Source organism: Aquimarina sp., assembly GCF_977115655.1.
The window spans coordinates 18,744-40,923 of sequence record NZ_CDSBKO010000021.1; the positions used below are offsets into that span (position 1 = coordinate 18,744).

Here is a 22,180-nt window from a genome sequence, read left to right on the forward strand (position 1 = left end):
GATTAGATTCATTAATGGGATTGCAAAGATGCAAAAGATATAGTAAAATACAGGGATTAAAATTACTTAGCTCCTGTTTTGCGTTGCTTGTTTATTTCATCCTGAAGTTTGCGCATTACTTTTTGCTCTCTCTCTAACGCTCTTCGTCTATGATCTTCAAACTCAGCTTCCGTTTCTGTTAATGCTTTTCGGGCTGCTATAGTAATTGAATTGCTGTTCTTGAATTTATAAATAAAGAATCCCAACAGACCTAAAAGAATACCAATAATAATCCACATCATAGTTTTATAACTAGCTTTTGTTAAGGCTATTCCAATAAAACTAATACTGTCTTTTTCTTGAGTAATATTGGAAAGATCGTTGTTTGTTTTGGCAAGAGATTCTTCAAGTCCTTTTATGGTTGATTTTTGCTCTGTAATTTTAAGATCAGAAGTATTTAGTTTAGATTCTAATGTTTTAAGGGTATCTATGGTATTTGATTTAAGTTTGTTTAGCCAAACAAGTTTTACTACTTTATACTCTTGGTACTTTCCTGATTTTTTTATTACAATATCAAATTGTTCTTCGATCTTTTCTTGTTGTAAGGCATTATCTACAGAGATATTGTCTTCTTGAGAATATGTTTTTTCAAGAGAGGATAGGAGTAGGGTGAAAACTAATAGATATTGTAATAATTTCATATTGATAATCTTAATTTTTTAATGAACGGATATAATATCCTTATGGTATGCGGTAGTAATTATGAAATAAAATAACTAATTGCTCGTATTATAAGGGGAATTATATATCTTTTTTTTGGTTATTAATTTCTTCTGTAACGTCAATAAATGTACGATATTGTGGGTAATTAAAAAGTTTTTTTTATTGGAATTTGAACAGATATGCTTTTAGAATTAATTTACAGGGAATTAAGAATTTGAAGTTTATTAAAATGATTCTCAAAAAAAAACCAGATAAAGCCATTATCGCATAAATAACAGCTTTATCTGGTTTTGTACATAAGTACTTTTTTTAATAATAAGTAAAACGTCGAACCTTGGCAATATATTTGGATAGTCTTATTACTTGATGGCTATATCCATACTCATTGTCATACCAAACATATAAAATGGCATTGTGTCCTTTTGCATCCACTATAGTTGCATTACTATCATAGATAGAAGGAGCCGAGGAACCAATAATATCACTGGATACTAATTCATTATCCAAAGAATATTTTATTTGTTCCACAAGGTTTCCTTCTAAAGCATATTTTTTTATAATAGCATTCATACTTTCTTTAGAGGTTTTCTTTTCTAAATTAAGGTTTAGAATGGCCAAAGATCCATTTGGCACAGGAACCCGAATTGCATTAGAGGTTAGTTTTCCTTCAAAGTTTGGTAATGCTTTGGATACAGCTTGTCCTGCTCCTGTTTCTGTGATTACCATATTAAGTGCTGCAGCGCGACCTCTTCGGTACTTGCTGTGCATGTTATCTACCAAATTTTGATCGTTGGTATATGCATGAATTGTTTCTAAGTGACCATTAATAACACCAAAACTTTCATCTACTGCTTGTAAAATAGGGGTGATAGCATTGGTTGTACATGAGGCGGCAGAAAATATATTTACTTTGTCCGGATCGTGATCTTTATGGTTAACTCCATGCACGATATTTGGGATCCCTTTTCCTGGAGCAGTAAGCAATACTTTATCTACTCCTTTGGATAAAAGATGCCTGTTTAAGGCTTCTTTGTCTCTAAAAGCACCAGTGTTATCAATTACCAAAGCATTTTTGATGCCGTAATTGGTGTAATCGATATCTTCAGGATTATTTGCGCTAATTATTTTTACTGTGGTACCATTTATTATAAGAGCACTATTTGCAAGATCAGTTTCTACTGTTCCTGCAAAATCTCCATGTACAGAATCACTACGAAGTAAAGAAGCTCTTTTTTCTAAAATGTCTTGTGTGATAGCTCCTCGGGTTACAATAGCTCTAAGCCTTAATTGGCTTCCTTTTCCTGTAATGGTCATTAATTCTCTTGCGACTAAACGACCAATTCTGCCAAATCCATAAAGGACTACATTTTTAGGAGAAATAGGTTTAAATTTTTTGGCATCTTTGAGTTTATCCTGTACAAAACCGTTGATAGAGTTGTATTCTTCGCTTGCCAAGTGATACTCATAAGTAAGTTTACCTATATCTAATTTTGATGGAGGTAAATTCATTAGCTTAATAGCTTGTGCGATTTCTACAGAATCAAAAATTGAAATAGGTTTCTGTACGAACTCCCCTGCATACTCATGCAAATTGATAATCTCACTTACGTTTTTGTCAATTAATTGATTGCGGAATAGTACTAACTCTATAGAGTTGTCGTACCAGAGATCACTTACAGTTTTAATGAATGCAACTGTGGCGCGACGTCTGTCTGCCTGAAAGGCTAATTCTTTTTCATAAACTTCGTTAGAGCTCATAATATGTTGTGTTTTACAGTCTTGAAATTTCGTGCAAAAGTATATATTTCAAACGTTTTCGTGAAACCTTTTGTGAAAAAAAATCCCATTACTTTTTAAAGTAATGGGATTTTTTTGTTTTCGCATAGGTATAGTGCGGGTTATTGAAATACAAATTCTCTTTTTTGCCCATTTCGATCTACCAAACTAATGGTGATATCTTCATTTTTATATTTATTGTCCAATATTTCCTTTACTTCAATAACATTCTTTACTTTTTTCCCGTCGATTTCACTAATAATAAGTCCTTCGAGATTATATCTTTTCATTCTGGAACTTAAAGCTTTGCTAATTACAACCCCGTGGTCCAGATTAAAGTTTTTCAAATAGCCTTTTGGAGGATTCATTACTTCAACACCTACATCATCAATGTTATATTTTTGGATTTCATACTTGGATAAGGTAACTGGCAGGACTAATTCTTTTCTTTTTCGTATGATCTTTACATTTATAATGTCCTTGGGTCTTTTGCTATTTACATAACCTGTTAAGTCAGAAAATTTTTTAATTGGTAACCCGTCAATTTCTTTGATTACATCTCCTTTTAGCAATCCGGCTTTTTTGGCACCACTATTTTCTGCAACAGAAGATACAAAAACACCTTGAGAGACAGGAATGTCATATTCTTCTATTGCTTTTGGGTTTATGGTGTCTCCTGTTATTCCTAATATACCACGTTGTACTCCGCCAAATTCTATTATATCATCTATGATTTTTTTTGCATTATTGGATGGTACAGCAAACGCATATCCTACGTAGCTTCCGGTTTGAGATGTTATAGCTGTGTTTATTCCAATTAATTCACCCCGGATATTTACTAATGCGCCACCGCTATTTCCCGGGTTAATAGCAGCATCTGTTTGTATAAAAGATTGGATTTTATCGTCAGATTCATCTAAGTCTCTGGATTTTGCACTAATAATCCCTGCTGTTACAGTAGAGGTAAGATTAAAAGGGTTTCCTACTGCAAGCACCCATTCTCCTATTTTTGCAGAATTAGAGTCTCCAAAAGGGATGTAAGATAATTTTTCATCAGCATCAATTTTGATTAATGCAATATCAGATTGCGGAGCAGTACCAACTATTTTGGCTTTATAGGATTTGTTATTGTTTAATGTTATTTCCAGATCAGTAGCGCCTTCGATTACATGATTGTTGGTCACTATATATCCATCCTCGGTAATAATAACCCCGGATCCGGCTCCTTGGATTCGTCTTTCTTGTGCCCCTTCATTTCTAAAGAATTCCATTAGATTTCTTGGAGTACGGGAAATACCATATTGCTTAACGTGCACTACAGCGTTTACCGTTTTTTCTGCTGCCAAAGTAAAATCAATACTAGAAGCAGGTGTAGTTGTATTGTTGTTTGTAAGAGTATAGCTTGTTGGGGTTACATTTGGTTTAATTTCATTTTCTTTAATAGTAACGGTTTCTGGCTCTAAAAACATTTTATACGTCCCTAAGGTTAAGATTCCTGCAAGGATAGCTACAACCAATAAGCTCAAAAATCTTTTCATATTCTTTTCTTTTTGTACGATTTAACTAATTATTACTTTACTATAGACTGCTATTAACTTTTAAAATTACAATTATAGTATACTTTTTTTATGATATTTAACTCACAATTAACAACGGTTTTGTGCAAACATTCTTTGTACCTTTGTCTTTAATAATTTGAATAAATAATGACGCTTACTTTTTATAAATACCAAGGCACGGGGAATGATTTTGTTATTATTGATAACAGACAATCACTGGTAACCAAAAATGATACCAAATTGTTTGCCGGACTTTGTGACAGAAAATTTGGTGTTGGGGCAGATGGTTTAATGCTTTTAGAGCTGCCGGATAATGACCAGGATGATTTTAAGATGGTATATTTTAATGCAGATGGTAAAGAGAGCTCAATGTGTGGTAACGGAGGAAGATGTCTAGTGGCTTTTGCGGCATTTTTGGGGGTTATAAAAGATACCGCTACTTTTACAGCAATTGATGGCCCGCATAAGGCTGCGATAAAAAAAGATTTGGTGTATTTACAAATGCAGGATGTATCTGCGATAGAAAAATATGATACACATTTGTTTTTGGATACAGGTTCTCCTCACCATGTAACACTGGTAGAAAATTTGGCGAACTATGATGTAAAGAATATAGGCAGGAAGATTAGAAATGGGGCGCCTTATTTTGAAAAGGGAAGTAATGTAAACTTTGTAGAGACCAAAGAGGATGGTGTATTTGATGTTCGTACTTATGAGCGGGGAGTAGAGGATGAAACTCTGTCATGCGGAACAGGTGTTACTGCGGTAGCGTTGTCTATGCATGCAACTAATGTAACAGATAAGCAAGAGGTTGTTATTAATACATTGGGAGGGGAGTTAAAGGTAACTTTTGAAAAAACTGAAGACGGGTACAAAAATGTTTTTTTGATAGGTCCGGCAAAGCAGGTTTTTAAGGGGGAGATTAAATGGTGACATTAAAAGGAGAAAATATATATTTAAGAGCGCTAGAGCCCGAAGATCTTGATTTTATCTATATTATAGAGAACGATGAGCAGATTTGGGAAATGAGTTCGACCCAAACACCATATTCCAGATTTTTAATCAAGCAGTACCTTGAGCATTCTCATAAGGATATTTATGAGGTGAAACAATTACGATTGGTTATTTGCTCTAATGATCATGCGGCTTTAGGCTTGATTGACTTGTTTGATTATAATCCTGCCCATAATAGAGCAGGGATAGGGATTTTGATAGCAGAAAACGAAAATAGAGGCAGAGGGTATGGAGCAGAAGCTTTGCGGCTTATTATAGATTATGGTTTTACACACCTTAATTTACATCAACTGTATGCTAATATTTCTGAAGACAATAAAACAAGTGTAAAATTATTTGAAAATCAAGGATTTAATAAAACAGGTGTGAAAAAAGACTGGAATTTTGTAAAAAACACCTATAAAGATGAATTTTTATATCAGTTAATATATGTACGTTAAGAAAATATTATTTACGATAGCAGTGCTAGGCTTAATTGCCGGAGGGGTTTTTGCGTATTACGTGTATCAGGCAGTTTTTTCTCCTAATACTAAATTTGAAACAGAAACAACTGTTCTTTATGTGCCTACCGGAGCTACCTATACAGAGCTTATTGAGCTTGTTACCCCGGTGCTTAAAGATGTTTATAGTTTTGATAGAATAGCCAAAAGAAAAGGATATATAGACAAAATAAAGGCAGGAAGATATATATTGAAGAAAAATTCAAATAACAACCAGATAATAAATGTGCTGAGAAGCAAAAATTCACCTGTACAAATAAATTTTAATAACCAGGAAAGGCTTGAGAATTTGGCAGGGAGAATTGCATCACAAATAGAAGCGGATAGTCTTTCATTATTAAAATCTTTTAAAGATGAAATCTTTTTAAAATCCAAGGGCTTTTCTTCAGAAACAGCATTGGCAATGTATATCCCAAATAAATATGAGTTTTTTTGGAATACTTCTGCTGAACAGTTTAGAGAAAGAATGTACAAAGAATATACTAGGTTTTGGAACGATTCGCGTGTTTTGAAAGCAAAACAAATAGGGTTGACCAAAGATGAAGTTATTACCATAGCTTCAATTGTTCAAAAAGAAACAGCAAAGATTGATGAGCGACCAAGGGTTGCAGGTGTGTATATGAACAGGTATAAAAATGGTTGGAAACTGGATGCTGACCCTACGGTTATTTATGCAATAAAAAAACACCGCAAGGATTGGGATACAGTTATAAAAAGAGTTTTGTATAAAGATTTAGAGATAGATAGCCCGTACAACACCTATAAGTATATGGCATTGCCTCCGGGGCCCATATCAATGCCGGATATTTCGTCTATAGATGCTGTTCTTAACTACGAAAAGCATGAATACTACTTTTTTGTAGCAAATGTTGAGGATATTGGATATCATAAATTTGCTAAGACATTAGACCAGCATAATAATAACAAAAAACAATATATAGATTGGATCAATAAAAAAGGAATAAAGCGATAATGTTTACGTATTGTTGATAGATAAAGAAAAAATGTTTTTACTGTTTTTTCTATTTAAAAAAACCACAACTTATTAACAAAGTTGTGGTTTTTTTGTGAATATAGTGTAGTTTAGTGTGTTATTTTTTATTCGTTAAAAAGGTGTTATTTGACGTTTAAGTGTGTTTTTTTGATGTTTTTTTATGGATTTTAACCATTTTTAGTAACATTTTTTGATGTAATATGTTGTTTTACAGCAGTATAATTATTTTTGTGCTTTGCTCTTGGTCGTGTAAATTAAAGTTGTATCTTTGCACCGCAAAAATTTAAGTAGATGGGGACATCTTTTGGGTGGCTACTTAGAAAATTTTTATATGGTAAAAAGGATAATAGGATCGTCGGTATTACTTGCAATTGGAGGGGTGTGTTTGTTAAGTTTTACAGAACAGGAGAGCTTAGATCTTAGTTCGTATAGTACGGCTGGTTTGGATTTGTACTATGTTGCACCTAATTTTAATGAGATAGAAGATGATAATACATTTATTTCTCTTAAACTCGGAAGATCTTATATTGGTTTTAAAGAAGCTCTTGCTTTTAAAGAATCCCGGGGAGATTATGGGGTTGTGAATCAATTTGGTTACTTAGGGAAATATCAATTTGGTAAAGGGACTCTTGCTCTGCTTGGAATTAAAGATTTGAAAAAATCTGAGTTTTTAGATAATCCGGAACTTCAGGAAAAAGCGTTTTACGCTAACTTATCCAGGAATAAATGGATTTTACGCAGGGATATTAAATGGTTTGAGTCAAAAAGAATTAATGGTGTAGAGGTTACAGAATCGGGGATTCTTGCTGCTGCTCATTTATCTGGTCCCGGTGCGGTTAAAAAATACCTTCGTAGTGGAGGAGTAGAAGGTTTTTCGGATGCTTTTGGAACAACTATTCGCTACTACATGAAAAGATTTGGAGGGTATGATACTTCTTTTGTGGTTGCAGATAGAAAAGCAAAAGTGATTTTATAGGTTTTTTAATCTTTTTGTATAATATATATGGTAGGTCTTTTATGAAGGTCTACCTGTTCTTTTTTCCATCCGGCTATGGTTTTTGTAGCAATAAACTCAGTAGTTAGAGTTATGTCACATGCAATACAAAGTCGTGTGTTGTCATGTAATATCGTTTTTAAGTCATCAAACATTTTATCATTTCTGTACGGGGTTTCTATAAAAATTTGAGCTTGATTTTTTTCTAAAGAAGTTTTTTCTAATTGTTTAATGGTTGATTTTCTTTCGTTTTTGTCGATAGGTAAATACCCGTTGAAGGTAAAGCTTTGACCATTCATTCCGCTGCTCATCATTGCTAATAGTATAGAGGAAGGACCAACAAGAGGTGTTACGGGTATTCCTTTTTCGTGAGCAATTTTAACTACTTCGGCTCCGGGGTCAGCAACTCCCGGGCATCCTGCATCAGATAATAGTCCTATAGACTCTCCGTTTAAACAAGGTGCTAAGTAACTGGGTATTTCAGAAATATCAGTGTATTTATTAACGGTATTTATAACTAAAGAGCGTTGGGATTTGCTAGGGCTTACCTTTTTTATAAATCGTCTTGCAGGCTTTTCGTTTTCTACAATATAATGATTTACTTGTTCCAGTACTTTTTTTATAGATATAGGAAGCACTTCTAAGGGAACGTCATCTCCTAAGCGTGTAGGGATAAGATATAGTTTGCCTTTGAGATCTAGTGGTTTGGGTTCCATAAGCCTTTTTATAGCTAATTAATTAGGTTTATATTGGTTGTTTGGGGGATTTAAGGCCCTGAATGTTAAAATATATGTTTTGAATTTGTACTAATTTAGTATTATTTTTTTATAGATAGCTATTGTAATAGTATTATTTATATACTATGTGTGGTAAAATAACATGGGGTTGGTTATGGTATTGCTGTAATGTTTTTTTTTTTTTTTTTTTTTTTTGAAGAAATAAATTACTCTGTTGCTTTAAGTTTTGATGCGATACTGTCACAAGCTTTGTTTAACATTTGAAACACCTCTTCAAAACCTTGTTCTCCGCCATAGTATGGGTCTGGGACATCAAGGTTTTTGTTTGGGTAGATTTCGTTAAGAATGTATTTTATCTTTTCTTTTTCTTGAGTATCTTTTGCCAGATTTTTTATGTTACTGTAATTAGAGTTATCCATAACATATATATAATCATAAGTAGTAAAATCACTTTGTTTAAATTGGGCAGCTCTTTGTTGTGTAATATCAATATTGTGTTTTTGTGCAATCTCTATAGATCGTTTGTCGGGTTTACTGCCAATATGAAAGCTACTGGTACCACAAGATTCTATGATGTATTTTTTTGAATCAAGTTTGGATTTTAAAATGCCTTCTGCCAAAGGAGATCTACAGATATTGCCTAAGCAAACCATTAAGATTTTGGTTTTCATTGAATAGTTATGAGGTTATAAAGTAAGCTTTTTCCCCAGATCTTCTACATATTTTCTAAACTGTTTGTCTGTAGAGGATAAGTTATCTACTGTTTTACATGCATGAAGAACTGTTGCGTGGTCTCTTTTTCCGATTTGAGTGCCAATACTTGCCAGAGATGCTTTGGTTAGTTTTTTTGCAAAAAACATTGCTAATTGGCGCGCTTGTACAATATGTCGTTTTCGCGTTTTGGATTGCAGGGTTTCTACATCCATCTGGAAATAATCGCTTACCACTTTTTGGATATAGTCTATAGATACCTCTCTCTTGGTATTTTTGACATAGTTGTCTACTATTGTTTTTGCAAGATCTATAGTGATATCCTTTTTGTTAAACGAGGAGTGAGCAATTAAAGAGATAATAGCGCCTTCTAGTTCTCGGATATTGGTTTTTATGTTATTAGCTAAAAACTCAACTATATCTTCGGGCATTTCTACACCATCCCTGTATAATTTATTTTTTATAATTGAAACTCTGGTTTCAAAATCCGGTTGGTGTAGTTCGGCAGATAATCCCCATTTGAATCTGGAAAGCAATCGCTGTTCTATGTCTTGCATGTCTACAGGGGCTTTGTCACTGGTTAAGATTACTTGCTTTCCGTTTTGGTGTAAATGATTAAAAATGTGAAAAAATACATCTTGCGTTCCTGCTTTTCCTGATAAAAGTTGAATGTCATCAACAATTAATACGTCTATAATTTGATAAAAATGAATAAAGTCATTTCTGTTGTTCTTTTTTACAGATTCGATATATTGTTGAGTAAATTTTTCAGCAGAAATATATAAAACTGTTTTTTCTGGATAGTTGTCCTTTATGTTTACTCCAATAGCGTGTGCTAAGTGTGTTTTTCCTAAACCAACACCTCCAAAAATAAGAAGAGGGTTAAAAGAGGTTCCTCCTGGTTTGTTGGCTACTGCCATACCTGCAGAACGAGCTAATCGGTTAGAGTCTCCCTCTAAGAAATTCTCAAAATTATAATTTGGGTTTAATTGAGATTCTATTTTTACGTTTCGTATTCCCGGGATGACAAACGGATTTTTTAATTCAGGGTTTTTGCTTTTAATAGGAACGTCTACTTCTTGCGAGTTAACCGGGGTTCTGTTAGAGCTGGGTATTTTTTCTGTAAACGGTTTTTTGTTACCATAAGTGTTCTCCATTTTGATAACGTATACCAATTTGGCACCTTCTCCTAACTCTCTGGTTAAAGATACTTTTAAGAGATTTACATAATGCTCTTCTAACCATTCATAAAAAAATTTACTAGGAACTTGAATACTTAAAGCGCCATCTGTAAGTTTTACAGCTTTTATTGGTTCAAACCAAGTTTTAAAAGCTTGGGGTGTAATATTGTCTTCTATAAAAGACAAACAATTATCCCAAACTGATTGCGCGGTTACATTCATTCTTGTGGTTAGATTTATTTTTTTTGTTAAGATACTAAAAAGAAATTGTTGAAAAACTTCTTACTAATTTTGCACGACAAATATGTGAACAAAAAATGTAAAAAAAAAACTATTTGTGGGTTGAATATTAATTATTTTTTTTGCATAATTTGATAGTACTACTATTAATTAATCTATTATATATAATATGCTAATCACTTCGGAAACATTACTAAAAGTGCGATACTCTGAAACAGATCAAATGGGCGTTGTGCACCACGGTAATTATGCGCAGTATTTAGAATTGGCACGAATTGATTGGTTGTCAAAACTAGGGGTTTCTTATAAATCAATGGAGGAGAGCGGTATTATGCTTCCTGTGTTTGCAATGGACTTTAAATTTAAGAAATCTGCTTTCTTCGATGATGAATTAACTATTAAAACTACACTACAGAAAATTCCTACGATAAAAATAATTTTTGACTTCGAAATTTTTAATCAAAGTAAACAATTATTAACAATAGCATCTACAACTTTAGTCTTTGTTAATAGCAAAACAAGAAAACCTATTACGTGCCCTTCCTACTTAATTGATAAAATAAAAGAATATTAATTCCCTAATCTTTTAATTTCTACTTCATACAACGATAAGAAAAGCTCTTTTATTTTATCTACCATCTTTTTTCTTACAGAAATATAAATTTTGCAATTAAGATTAAGGTCTTGGTCAGAAATATTAAGGTTGTTTTCCTTAATAATTCTCATAACTTTATTCATGTTTTTGTACTCAAAAACAATAACAAAGTTGATGTTAATAGTTTTTTGAATTATTTTGGAAGCTTCTAATGCCAATTGAGCAGTAGACCGGTAGGCATTTATTAGTCCTCCAACCCCCAGTTTTACCCCGCCAAAATACCGAACAATAACAATAAGTATATTAGTAACATCAAAGGATTGGATTTGACCATAGATAGGCTGTCCTGCAGAGTTAGAGGGTTCCCCGTCATCATTGGTCCGGTATTTTACATTTTCGGTTCCTGTTTGCCATGCATAACACCAATGTCGGGCAGAATGATGTTGTTTCTTAAGATTTTCGATAATTTGTTTAACCTCTTCTTCGTTGTTTACGGGAAAAGTGTACCCAAAAAACTTACTGTTCTTATCCTTGAAAAGAACTTCAGTTCCCGGATAATCAATAGTTTTGTATGTGTCATCTATTTCCAAATGATACTGTTTTATATAGAAGAGACAACTAAAATAATACTAAATACAGCCAGTAAGATACCAATCCAGTTTTTTAAGATCAATCGTTCTTTAAAAAGTAAAATCCCGGCAAAAGTAGAAACCAAAAGCACCATTACATTATTGATGGTGAATACAGTAGAGCTTTCCATAGTGTCATAGCGTAACGCTTTGATTAAAAAATAAACAGAAAAATAATTTGGTATTCCTAATCCAATTCCGGCTACAATATTTTTTAAAGAAATTTTAAGAGATCCTCTAATAGCTTTATATGCTAATATAAATAAACCTACGATTGCTGCACACCCAAAAATAACAGAAGAAAAAATTGGAATATCATTTTTGGAAACATAGCTTGTTTCTAAAAATTTAAGACAGGTATCGATAATTCCGCTACCAATAAATACTAATAAAGGAAAGATTATATTTTCTTTTTTTATCATAGCACCATTATTAGCTTTAACAGAAGTTAGGTATACTGCTATAATTGCCACGATGATTCCTGTTGATTTTAGAAAACCTGTGCTTTCCTGGTATACCACTATTCCAAATATAATAGGTATAACCAAACTCATCTTATTTGCTACTGCAGCTACAGAAAGGCCGTTTTTTTGTGTTGTATAAGCCATCAAATTAAAAACGGATATAAAAACAACACCTAAAATCATTGCCCCGTAAAACCAGTCCAGCCTGGAGATAACAGTCAGGTCAATCGGTTCCGGATACGCTATCATTCCTGAAAATGAAGCAACCATATAATTTACAACTATGGCTTGTAAAGTATTTATATTATACTTAGAAAACAGCTTAAATATTACAAAAATCAGAGAAGAGGCTATAATGCTTAAAAGTAAGTAGATCAAAATAAATCAGATTTTATGGTAAATAAATTAGTTATATCTTCTGTTACAGGGTTGTTGTTCCAGATATTTATTCCTAGTTTGGCAGCAGTATAGGTGTTTTCTTTAGTGTCGTCAATAAACAATGTTTCTTCAGGGATAAGTTGGTGCTGTTTTAGTACAAATTTAAAAATTTCTGCCCCCGGTTTGCGTAAATTGATTTCATGTGAAAGATAAAAAGCATCAAAACAGGATTTGAATACCGGATAAAACGAAATATGTTTTTTGATCCAGTTAATATGTAATTCATTTGTGTTGCTTAGCAAAATAAGCTTATATTGTTTTTTTGAAGCTAATTTTTTGATAAACTCTAATCGATGTTCCGGAAAATCCAATAAAACAGCATTCCAGGCATCTGTAATTTGCTTTTCTGAAGCTTTTGGGATTATTTTTTTGAAGTTTTTGATAAGCTTTGTGGTAGAAATAGCTCCTACTTCATAATGTTTGGTTGCTTCTTGTATTTCTATAGCCAAAGACGCGTTTTTTAATTTAAAAAACGCTTTTTCTGTAGCAGATTTGTCTAAGTTGATAAAAACATCGCCAAAATCAAAAATTATGGTTTTAATCATTCAGGTATATTTTTAGTATGTCGGTTGTTATTTTTTCTTCAAAAATCATTTCTCCTTTATAAACAGGAGCTTTTGTTCCTGATCCAAAAGTAGTATTTCCTGTAAAAACCCTTGCCTCATCCCAAAGGTTTTTATCTATAAAAGATTGGATTGTGTGCAGACCTCCTTCTATGATTACAGATTGTATATTGTATTTGTGTAAAATACTGCAGACCTCTTCGGGTATACATTTTTGCGAATCAACAACTTCATAAATAAGGGTGTTGCTACTTGGTTTTTTATGTTTTTTTGAAGTAATTATTATGGTTTGTACAGTTTGATCCAAAACAAAAGAGTCTTCGGGGGTTTTTCCAGACAAATCAATAACAATTCTTATAGGGTTTTTCCCAGACCAATCTCGTATAGTTAATTTAGGATTGTCTTTTAATACTGTTTGGTTACCTGCTAAAATAGCTTGTTCTTCTGCTCGCCATTTATGTGCAATTTGTCTTGAATATGTGTTGCTAATCCATACAGGTTCTCTTTTTTTGCTAGAAAAGGGGGCGATATAGCCATCTTTTGTTTCTGCCCATTTTAATATAATATATGGTCGTTTTTTGCTATGAAAAGTAAAAAAACGTTTGTTAAGATCCATACATTCTTTTTCTAGGACACCAACCGTAACATCACAACCTGCACTTATTAATTTTTGAACACCGGCTCCAGAGACTTTGTCAAAAATATCTATGGTTCCTATTACTACTTTTTTGATTCCTTTTGCTATAATAAGGTCACTACAAGGCGGGGTTTTTCCAAAATGGCTGCATGGTTCCAGACTTACATAAATTGTAGACTCTTTTAAGAGAGACGTTTTTTTAACAGAAGCAATAGCATTTACCTCTGCATGTGGTTTTCCGGATTCATAATGCCACCCTTCGCCAATAATCCTGTTGTTGTGCACAATCACACTACCCACCATTGGATTAGGGTAAGTAGTGCCTAGTCCATTTTGAGCTAGCTGAATGCATCGTTGTATGTATTTTTGATGTATTGTCACTTTATCTGAGTCTTATTTTTTGTTCTTTATCTATAGTATAAGGATAGGAGAAATTCCCTAAGTAATACTTGATAGAGCCTTTGTATTGTACAGTAATAGAATCGGTTTGAATAACCTTCAGGATACTTCCCAGAATATCGTTCTTGTTTTCTTTGTAAACTTTTGAAAGAGAAAAAGTGCCTTGCAATGGAATGGTAAATTCAGTTTTTGCAGGAACATCAAATTGTTTTGCAGAAACACTTCCTATATCCATGTCATCTACAAAAAGATGTATGTCATTTATAGATAATTTTCCTTTTAGGTTGTTAGGATTGTTAAAAACAGCATTAGCATTAAGTGTGACCCTGTCTAAGCTTATGTTGGTAACTTCTATACTGTCAATATATTTAAAAGTAGGTTTGTTGCTAATAGAGCAGCTTGCGGTTAATACAAATATTGTTGATAATAATAGAATTTTACCCATTGGTTTGTGATTAGATTTAACGTATATTTCAATACCTATAATACAAACTAGTTTTATTTAACTTAAAGATTCAAAGATGTGTTTCTGTATATATGTCTTATAGAAACACAAAAGTAGTATTTAAAATATAATGAGTAACATAAAAATACGAGCTATACAACCAAAAGATAACAAAGAAATAGCAGAGGTAATACGTAATGTTTTGATTGAGATGGGAGTGCCAAAAGTTGGTACTGCGTATGAAGACAAATCTTTGGATGAGATGTTTGAAACTTATGATGCCCCAGGAACCCGGTATTATGTAGTGGTAGAAGATGGTAAAATCATGGGAGGTGGAGGGATTGCCCCTTTAGAAGGAGAAACATCTATGCAGGTTTGTGAATTGCAAAAAATGTATTTTTTGGCGCCAGTAAGAGGTAAGGGGATAGGATATAAAATGATAAACAAATGTCTTGATTTTGCAAAAGAGCAAGGATATGCTAAGTGTTATTTAGAAACAATGCCTTATATGGAATCTGCCAGAAAGTTGTATCACAAAGTAGGCTTTTTACCTTTGGAAGCTCCTATGGGAAATACAGGGCATTATAGTTGCCGGGCATGGATGATAAAAGAATTATAAAAATAAACAAACTTCAGTTTTGAAGATAAAAGACCTTAGAGCTAATTTTATTAATTCTTTATCCGGGATATACGATTCAGAAGAAATTCTGTCGTTTTTCTATATTCTTTCCGAAGATTTTTTAAACCTTAAAAGAGTAGATATAGCGATGCGTTTGGATCAAGATATTTCTGTAAAACAAATAGAGATTTTTGATAAAGTAAAGCGACGATTAGAAAAACAAGAGCCAATTCAGTATATCCTTGGTCAAGCCCATTTTTATGGAATGTCTTTTAAAGTAAATCCAAATGTTCTTATTCCAAGACCAGAAACAGAAGAGTTAGTAGATTGGATCTTAAAAGACCAGTTAAAAAATACCTCCTTAACTATTTTGGATATAGGTACAGGTAGTGGCTGTATTGCTGTTTCGTTAGCAAAAAATTTACCTGAATCTAGAGTATATGCCATGGATGTGTCAGAACAAGCTTTAGAAGTAGCAAAAGAAAATGCAAAAAATAATAAAGTAGAAGTAACATTTATTAAAGAAGATATTTTAGAAGTAGAGAGTTTATTTCAAAAATTCGATATTATAGTTTCCAATCCACCTTATGTAAGACAGATGGAGAAGCAAGAAATGAAAGCCAATGTGCTTAATAATGAACCGTCGTTAGCTTTATTTGTTTCCGATAACGATCCGTTGCTTTTTTATGAAAAAATAGCAATATTGGCAAATGAAAAATTGAATAATGACGGAGTATTGTATTTTGAAATTAATCAATATTTAAGCTTTGAAACAAAAAAAAGGATAGAAGAATTAGGTTTTGCTTCTGTAGAGATAAGAGAAGATATGTATGGTAACAAACGAATGATAAGGGCTTATGTTCCTGAAAATAAATAGTAAGTATGAGTGATCTGAATTCGATTTGTGTGTTTTGTGGAAGTAGTGAAGGTAATGATGCTAAAATAATTTCTGAATCATTTTTGTTAGGAGAAAAATTAGCACATCAAAAAATAACGTTGGTATATGGGGCAGCTAAAATTGGAATAATGGGAGAGGTAGCCAAAGGAGTGATGCAAAATAAAGGAAAAGTAATAGGAGTAATCCCTGAGTTTTTAATGTTGAAAGAGGTGGTACATCGTAGTTTAGATAAATTGGTTATTACCGCTAATATGCATGAACGAAAAATGAAAATGCAAGAATTAAGTGATGGTTTTATAACATTGCCAGGAGGGTTTGGGACGCTAGAAGAACTATTTGAGATTATAACCTGGTCACAATTGGGGTTACATCAAAAACCAATAGGGCTTTTAAATATAAATGGTTTTTATGATGATCTACTGGCTTTATTGAAAAATATGGTTCGTAAAAACTTTTTAAAAACAGAAAACTACGAGTTACTTATTGTAGAAGAGGATATAGATCTATTGTTAGAAAAAATGAAAACTTTTAAACCAGTACAGACTCCAAAATGGTTACAGCCTGAAAAGGTATAAAACTTGTTGGGAACAGATAAATGATAATTGTTTAAAAACAGTAAGGTTTTGTTTGACCTTTAAAAAAGGATACGCATTAAAATGAATATAGAACAACAGATAAATTTATTGAGAGAAGAGTTAAGGCAGCATAACTATAATTATTATGTGCTGGATGCAGCAGTAATAAGTGATTATGAGTTTGATATGAAACTTAAGTCTTTACAGGAACTTGAAGAAAAATATCCTGAGTTTTACGATCCAAATTCACCAACACTTAGAGTTGGTGGAGAGGTTACCAAAAATTTTGCAACAGTAGTGCATGAAGAGCGGATGTACTCTTTGGATAATTCGTACTCACAAGAGGATTTACTGGACTGGGAGAAACGTATAAAAAAAATGGTAGATGGCCCGATTAATTATACTTGCGAGCTTAAATATGATGGAGCTTCTATAAATTTAACCTATGAAAATGGTATTTTAAAAAGAGCAGTTACCAGAGGGGATGGGATACAAGGAGATGATGTAACTACAAATGTAAAAACTATAAAATCAATACCATTAAAATTAAAAGGAGATTTTCCTGAAAAATTTGATATTAGAGGAGAGATTGTTTTGCCTTATAAGGGGTTTGTTAAAATGAATGAAGAGCGGATTGCAGCAGGCGAAGAGCCTTATGCAAATCCTAGAAATACAGCATCAGGAAGCTTGAAATTACAAGATAGCAGTGAAACAGCCAAAAGGCCATTAGATTGTTTGTTGTATAGCGTTAAAGGAGATAGGTTAAAAATCAAAACCCAGTTTGAGAGCCTTGAAAAAGCCAGAGATTGGGGGTTTAAAGTACCTGTAGAGTCCAAATTGGTAAACTCTATTGAAGAAGTGCTGGATTTTATAACATATTGGGACAATCATCGTCATGATTTACCTTACGAAACCGATGGGGTCGTAATTAAAGTAAATAATATACAACAGCAAGAAGAACTTGGTTTTACAGCAAAAGCCCCCCGATGGGCAATGGCTTATAAATTTAAAGCAGAGCAGGTATCTACTATACTTAACGAAATCACATATCAGGTAGGTAGAACAGGAGCAATTACTCCGGTAGCAAATCTTAAACCAGTATCTCTTGCCGGGACTACCGTAAAAAGAGCTTCTTTGCATAATGCAGATCAGATTGAAAAATTAGATATACGAGTAGGAGACACTGTTTTTGTTGAAAAAGGAGGGGAGATTATACCTAAAATTATTGCAGTCGATTTTGAAAAAAGAAAACAAGGTTCAATACAAACATTATATATAACACATTGCCCAGAATGTCATACAGAGCTTGTGCGTAAAGAAGGAGAAGCACAGCATTATTGCCCTAATTATGAAGGCTGTACCCCACAGATAATTGGCCGTATACAGCATTATATTTCTCGAAAAGCAATGGATATTGAAGGTCTGGGGGGAGAAACTGTAACACTACTTGTCAAAGAAAATTTGATTACAAACTATGCAGATCTTTATGAGTTGAAAAAAGAACAAGTAGTCCCCTTGGAAAGAATGGCAGAAAAAAGCGCAGAAAATCTTATTGTTGGTATTCAAAAATCAAAAGAAGTTCCTTTTGAACGCGTTTTGTTTGCTTTGGGAATTAGATATGTAGGAGAAACAGTTGCTAAAAAGCTGGCAAAACATTATAAACGTATAGATGCAATAATGACAGCATCAGAAGAAGAATTGGTTAATGTAGATGAAATAGGGATCAAAATAGCGCAAAGCGTTGTGGAGTTTTTTGCCTCTGAAGAAAATAGAATTTTAATAGATAGATTAAAACAATATGGAGTCCAGTTAGAGATATCTGCAGATAAGTTGGCAAACCAAACCAATATATTTCAAGGATTGACTTTTGTTGTTTCAGGGGTTTTTGAAAAAGTGTCGCGAAATGAACTTAAAAAAATGATAGAAGATAATGGAGGTAAAGTTTCTGGCTCAATATCTGCCAAAACATCTTTTGTTGTAGCTGGTCAAAATATGGGACCAAGTAAATTAGAAAAAGCAAATACATTATCAATACCTATTATAAGTGAAGATGAATTTCTTTTCAAATTAGGGTAAAAAGATATTTTGATTGTTATAAGTACTTTATATGGTTAATAAGGTTCTTTAAAAATTAGTATCTTGTGTAAAGATATTCAGGACACATAAGTCAGGTAATATAATAAAGGGGGCAAATTAAAATTAGTAAACAAAAAAAGGGAATTGAAGCTTTTTTATTACGTTAATATATTTTGTTTAATGTAAATACATTATTCCTTTTTCTTATAGCAGCAATCATTTTTATTATATATTATGTAATTTTTTTAAAACTTATTGAAAAAAACGAACACTACATATCTGATTTTTTACATCACCTATTTAATTGTTATGTGTGTAAGTGTTTTTTTTGATAAAAAATGGTTGGTGTATGTAAAACCTATCGTTCCTGTATCTTTAATTTATTTATATTTTAGATCGGTTAAAAAGTCGAGTTTTTTGTTTCCATTAAGTATGTTGATAATAGCAATAACAGATGTTTTTATATATCTTGATTTTGTAAAATATTATACAGTGATTGCAGTACATATATTTATCTTTTACGGATTGTGTAGTTTTTTGCTAAAAGATTTTATATCCAAAAAAGATGTTAAACTGAAGGTGTTTGCATCCCCGCCGGTAATAGTAAGTGTGATTTTGATAGGATACCTTATTTTTTCTATTACAGATCTTATTTTACCTAAGATTATGAACTCAATTGGGGCGATGATTCTTATAGTTATAGGTCTTTTGTTATTTGTTTCAATTTGTTTTTTTATTTATGTTTCAGATAGATACGAAAAATCTATTTATCTTTTTATAGCTGCTTGTTGTACATTGTTTGTAGATGCTCTTTTGGCAATAAATGAATTGTATTACTATAGCAGAGAGTTTACGGTATTGATTAATGGTATAGAAATGTTGGGGATTTATTTTTTTACCAAATTTTTTATAGATACAAAACCAATAGATATAAAATCTGTAAACGATAAATATTTTTAGATTTAACAAAAACAACATAGTTGTTTAATTATAAAGGTTTTCTTCTTTCGGGGAGAATACAAGATGAATTTAAATTGTAAAATAGCTACATTTGTGGCTTATTAATTTTTTTAATAAATGATTTTAAAAGGCCTTAAAAGAAATGCGATAAGAAAAAATGTTGAAGCGCATCTGGGGAAAAGACAAGCCAGACCACAAAATATTTCAAGTCTTAAGACATTGGCAGTTCTTATTGATGCATCACAATCTGTTAACATTGTTTCTTTACTGAAACTAGCTAACGAACTAGGGGTAAAATCAGAAAGACTTAAAGTGATAGGGTATAAAGAAAATCAAAAAGAATTAGATGACGATAAAGAGGCTGCTTATTATAGTGATAAAAGCTTTGGTATTAGTGGAACTATAAAAAGCAAATCTTTGCAAGAGTTTATAAATGAAGAATATGATGTTTTGATTAATTTTTATGAAGAAAATTTAATAGAGTTAAATTATGTTGCAGCAGCCTCTAAAGCTAAATTTAAAGTTGGTTTTGCTGCCGTAGATAATAGAATCAATGATTTGATTATCGGGGCTACTACAAATGATACCAACCTTTTTATAGCCGAGTTGAAAAAATATTTAAAAATTTTACAGATTATATAGTATGAGTAATTTTCTCAGAGGAACTGGTGTGGCATTAGCTACTCCTTTTAATAAAGATGGAACGATAGATTATAAAGGGGTTGCATCCTTGGTTAATTTTTGTATAGAAGGTAATGTGGAATATTTGGTGGTATTAGGAACCACAGCAGAGTCGGTAACTCTTACAAAAGAAGAAAAAAAGAGTTTAATTGCACATATAATAGAAGTTAATAATAAAAGACTTCCTTTGGTGATAGGTGTGGGGGGAAATGATACTATAGCAGTAGTAGAAGAAATTAAAAAAGTTAACCCATCTGATTTTGACGCAATACTTTCTGTTGTGCCAATGTATAACAGGCCAAGTCAAGAAGGGATCTTTCAGCATTATAAAAGTATAAACGATAATAGCCCCTTGCCAGTATTGTTGTATAACGTTCCTACTAGAACAGGAACTAATATGACAGCAGAAACCACATTACGTCTTGCTCAATTAGATAAAATAGTTGGTATAAAAGAAGCAGTAGGCGATTTTACGCAAGTATTAAAGATTATTAAGAACAAACCTGCCGGCTTTTTAGTAATATCCGGGGATGATGCATTAGCATTGCCCGCGGTCTCAGCTGGCGGAGATGGAGTTATAAGTGTAGTAGGGCAAGGATTTCCTCAGGAGTTTTCAGAAATGATACGTTTAGGGCTGTCGGGCCAAACAAAAAAAGCGTACGATATTTTATACACACTGCTCCCTGTTCTTGATTATGCTTTTGAAGAAGGTAATCCGGCAGGTATTAAAAATATTTTAAAAACAAAAGGTATTTGTGACGATAACCTTAGATTACCATTATTGCCAGTCTCATTAGGTTTAGAGAAAAAAATAAAAGAATTTATTGAAAATTATTAGCTTCTGTAAATAATGGCTAAAAAAATAAAAGATCCGGGAATTGGCAAATCTTCAAACAAATATGCCAAACGATTTGTTAATCCGGATGGATCTTTTAATATAAAACATATTAATAGACCAAATTCTTTATCAGAAAATTATAATTATTTGATAAACATAACTTGGGGGATGTTTTTTTTATGGGTGTTTTTGGGTTACACCTTAATAAACACACTTTTTGCTATAATCTATACATTTTTAGGAATTGTAAATATAACAGAGCCAACAGGAAATTTGTACAGGGATTTTCTTAACGCATTCTTTTTTTCGGCACAAACAATTACAACAGTAGGTTATGGTGCGATGGCTCCAAAAGGGCTTGTGTTTGGGGTGATTTCCTCCTTTGAAGCACTTATAGGATTGTTAAGTTTTTCGTTTGTTACAGGACTGCTTTATGGAAGGTTTTCTAAACCAAGAGCAAATATTCGATTTAGTAATAATCTGATTTTAAAAGAACATAATGGTGTAGATTGTATTATGTTCAGACTAATGAGCAGAAGCACTAATGTAATGATCAGACCCAGGATAGAAGCTACTCTTGCCCTATCAAAAGAAGACAAGGATAAAAAATTTGTCAATAACTTTTATAATCTTAAATTAGAAAGAGATTCCATTACATATCTGCCCACCACGTGGACAGTTGTGCATCCTATAGAACAATCAAGCCCGTTGGCAGAGTATAACAGGCAACAATTACAATGCTTAAATGCTGAGATTTTAATATTATTCAGCTACTATGACGAGTCTTTTGCGCAAGAGGTTCATCAGGTACACTCTTATGTTTTAAAAAACTTAAAACAAGATCATAGTTTTGTTAAAGCTTTTTATTATGATAAAGAAGGTTATACAGTTCTTGACCATAGTAATCTGGATAAAACTTCTTTATTAGATAAATAAAACTGTTATAAGGGTTAAT

Annotated in this window: 24 protein-coding genes; 13 read left to right on the forward strand and 11 right to left on the reverse strand. The window is 32.5% G+C overall.

All coding sequences use genetic code 11. The features are described from left to right. Positions 1 to 62 precede the first annotated feature (62 nt). The 3 genes from ACZIYX_RS10610 to ACZIYX_RS10620 all read right to left on the reverse strand — a co-directional run bounded on the left by ACZIYX_RS10610 (position 63) and on the right by ACZIYX_RS10620 (position 4,016). Entirely contained in the window at positions 63 to 680 is a 618-nt protein-coding gene (locus tag ACZIYX_RS10610; RefSeq protein WP_462682209.1) for a tRNA (guanine-N1)-methyltransferase, read from the reverse strand. Between the two features lie 331 nt (positions 681 to 1,011). After that, the gene (locus ACZIYX_RS10615) at positions 1,012 to 2,460 is read right to left on the reverse strand and encodes a glyceraldehyde-3-phosphate dehydrogenase (RefSeq protein ID WP_462682210.1); all 1,449 of its coding nucleotides are present in this window, start codon (positions 2,458 to 2,460) and stop codon (positions 1,012 to 1,014) included. 140 nt (positions 2,461 to 2,600) lie between these two features. Next, a complete protein-coding gene (locus tag ACZIYX_RS10620; RefSeq protein ID WP_462682211.1) occupies positions 2,601 to 4,016 on the reverse strand; it encodes a trypsin-like peptidase domain-containing protein in 1,416 nt (471 codons plus the stop codon). A gap of 168 nt (positions 4,017 to 4,184) precedes the next feature. On the opposite strand from ACZIYX_RS10620, the gene dapF reads away from it, so the two are divergent. The 4 genes from dapF (at position 4,185) to ACZIYX_RS10640 (ending at position 7,521) form a co-directional block, all read left to right on the forward strand. Next, a complete protein-coding gene (gene dapF, locus ACZIYX_RS10625) occupies positions 4,185 to 4,970 on the forward strand; it encodes a diaminopimelate epimerase (protein ID WP_462682212.1) in 786 nt (261 codons plus the stop codon). Further along, entirely contained in the window at positions 4,964 to 5,491 is a 528-nt protein-coding gene (locus tag ACZIYX_RS10630) for a GNAT family N-acetyltransferase (protein ID WP_462682213.1), read from the forward strand. The genes dapF and ACZIYX_RS10630 overlap by 7 nt, the downstream gene beginning before the upstream one ends. Beyond that, complete coding sequence (mltG, locus tag ACZIYX_RS10635) at positions 5,481 to 6,524, forward strand: endolytic transglycosylase MltG (RefSeq protein ID WP_462682214.1); 1,044 nt, start codon at positions 5,481 to 5,483, stop codon at positions 6,522 to 6,524. The genes ACZIYX_RS10630 and mltG overlap by 11 nt, the downstream gene beginning before the upstream one ends. Before the next feature lie 352 nt (positions 6,525 to 6,876). Beyond that, the gene (locus ACZIYX_RS10640) at positions 6,877 to 7,521 is read left to right on the forward strand and encodes a peptidoglycan-binding protein LysM (RefSeq protein ID WP_462682215.1); all 645 of its coding nucleotides are present in this window, start codon (positions 6,877 to 6,879) and stop codon (positions 7,519 to 7,521) included. Between the two features lie 5 nt (positions 7,522 to 7,526). On the opposite strand, the gene ACZIYX_RS10645 is transcribed toward ACZIYX_RS10640, so the two are convergent. From ACZIYX_RS10645 to dnaA, 3 genes are all read right to left on the reverse strand, one after another. After that, complete coding sequence (locus tag ACZIYX_RS10645) at positions 7,527 to 8,255, reverse strand: SAM-dependent methyltransferase (RefSeq protein WP_462682216.1); 729 nt, start codon at positions 8,253 to 8,255, stop codon at positions 7,527 to 7,529. A gap of 227 nt (positions 8,256 to 8,482) precedes the next feature. Then, complete coding sequence (locus ACZIYX_RS10650) at positions 8,483 to 8,947, reverse strand: low molecular weight protein-tyrosine-phosphatase (RefSeq protein ID WP_462682217.1); 465 nt, start codon at positions 8,945 to 8,947, stop codon at positions 8,483 to 8,485. 15 nt (positions 8,948 to 8,962) lie between these two features. Beyond that, entirely contained in the window at positions 8,963 to 10,390 is a 1,428-nt protein-coding gene (gene dnaA / locus ACZIYX_RS10655) for a chromosomal replication initiator protein DnaA (protein ID WP_462682218.1), read from the reverse strand. A gap of 187 nt (positions 10,391 to 10,577) precedes the next feature. Between dnaA and ACZIYX_RS10660 the strand changes: the two genes are divergently transcribed. Continuing rightward, positions 10,578 to 10,982, forward strand: a complete 405-nt coding sequence (locus tag ACZIYX_RS10660; protein ID WP_462682219.1) for an acyl-CoA thioesterase — start codon at positions 10,578 to 10,580, stop codon at positions 10,980 to 10,982. Here the strand turns inward: ACZIYX_RS10660 and ACZIYX_RS10665 are convergent. From ACZIYX_RS10665 to ACZIYX_RS10685, 5 genes are read right to left on the reverse strand one after another with little or no spacing between them, the layout of a single operon-like run. After that, a complete protein-coding gene (locus ACZIYX_RS10665; RefSeq protein WP_462682220.1) occupies positions 10,979 to 11,593 on the reverse strand; it encodes an IMPACT family protein in 615 nt (204 codons plus the stop codon). The genes ACZIYX_RS10660 and ACZIYX_RS10665 overlap by 4 nt on opposite strands. Before the next feature lie 11 nt (positions 11,594 to 11,604). Next, positions 11,605 to 12,474: an EamA family transporter gene (locus ACZIYX_RS10670; RefSeq protein ID WP_462682221.1), complete on the reverse strand. Its 870-nt coding sequence runs from the start codon at positions 12,472 to 12,474 to the stop codon at positions 11,605 to 11,607. Then, entirely contained in the window at positions 12,471 to 13,079 is a 609-nt protein-coding gene (locus ACZIYX_RS10675) for an HAD family hydrolase (RefSeq protein WP_462682222.1), read from the reverse strand. Before ACZIYX_RS10675 ends, ACZIYX_RS10670 begins: the two co-directional genes overlap by 4 nt. Further along, on the reverse strand, positions 13,072 to 14,115 hold the full coding sequence (ribD, locus tag ACZIYX_RS10680; protein WP_462682223.1) for a bifunctional diaminohydroxyphosphoribosylaminopyrimidine deaminase/5-amino-6-(5-phosphoribosylamino)uracil reductase RibD: 1,044 nt from the start codon (positions 14,113 to 14,115) through the stop codon (positions 13,072 to 13,074). The genes ACZIYX_RS10675 and ribD overlap by 8 nt, the downstream gene beginning before the upstream one ends. Position 14,116: 1 nt before the next feature. Next, positions 14,117 to 14,578 (reverse strand): hypothetical protein, encoded by a 462-nt coding sequence (locus tag ACZIYX_RS10685; protein ID WP_462682224.1) that lies wholly within the window; start codon positions 14,576 to 14,578, stop codon positions 14,117 to 14,119. Between the two features lie 130 nt (positions 14,579 to 14,708). On the opposite strand from ACZIYX_RS10685, the gene ACZIYX_RS10690 reads away from it, so the two are divergent. The 8 genes from ACZIYX_RS10690 (at position 14,709) to ACZIYX_RS10725 (ending at position 22,161) form a co-directional block, all read left to right on the forward strand. Beyond that, on the forward strand, positions 14,709 to 15,197 hold the full coding sequence (locus tag ACZIYX_RS10690) for a GNAT family N-acetyltransferase (protein ID WP_462682225.1): 489 nt from the start codon (positions 14,709 to 14,711) through the stop codon (positions 15,195 to 15,197). 19 nt (positions 15,198 to 15,216) lie between these two features. After that, a complete protein-coding gene (gene prmC, locus ACZIYX_RS10695; RefSeq protein ID WP_462682226.1) occupies positions 15,217 to 16,074 on the forward strand; it encodes a peptide chain release factor N(5)-glutamine methyltransferase in 858 nt (285 codons plus the stop codon). Between the two features lie 5 nt (positions 16,075 to 16,079). Continuing rightward, positions 16,080 to 16,670, forward strand: a complete 591-nt coding sequence (locus ACZIYX_RS10700) for an LOG family protein (protein ID WP_462682227.1) — start codon at positions 16,080 to 16,082, stop codon at positions 16,668 to 16,670. Between the two features lie 81 nt (positions 16,671 to 16,751). After that, on the forward strand, positions 16,752 to 18,746 hold the full coding sequence (gene ligA, locus ACZIYX_RS10705; RefSeq protein ID WP_462682228.1) for an NAD-dependent DNA ligase LigA: 1,995 nt from the start codon (positions 16,752 to 16,754) through the stop codon (positions 18,744 to 18,746). A gap of 255 nt (positions 18,747 to 19,001) precedes the next feature. Further along, on the forward strand, positions 19,002 to 19,706 hold the full coding sequence (locus ACZIYX_RS10710; protein ID WP_462682229.1) for a hypothetical protein: 705 nt from the start codon (positions 19,002 to 19,004) through the stop codon (positions 19,704 to 19,706). Between the two features lie 117 nt (positions 19,707 to 19,823). Beyond that, the gene (locus ACZIYX_RS10715) at positions 19,824 to 20,348 is read left to right on the forward strand and encodes a DUF6913 domain-containing protein (RefSeq protein WP_462682230.1); all 525 of its coding nucleotides are present in this window, start codon (positions 19,824 to 19,826) and stop codon (positions 20,346 to 20,348) included. Between the two features lies 1 nt (position 20,349). Next, positions 20,350 to 21,225 (forward strand): 4-hydroxy-tetrahydrodipicolinate synthase, encoded by an 876-nt coding sequence (dapA, locus tag ACZIYX_RS10720; protein ID WP_462682231.1) that lies wholly within the window; start codon positions 20,350 to 20,352, stop codon positions 21,223 to 21,225. A 12-nt stretch (positions 21,226 to 21,237) separates the two neighbouring features. Then, positions 21,238 to 22,161 (forward strand): ion channel, encoded by a 924-nt coding sequence (locus ACZIYX_RS10725; protein ID WP_462682232.1) that lies wholly within the window; start codon positions 21,238 to 21,240, stop codon positions 22,159 to 22,161. The last annotated feature ends 19 nt before the right edge of the window (positions 22,162 to 22,180 follow it).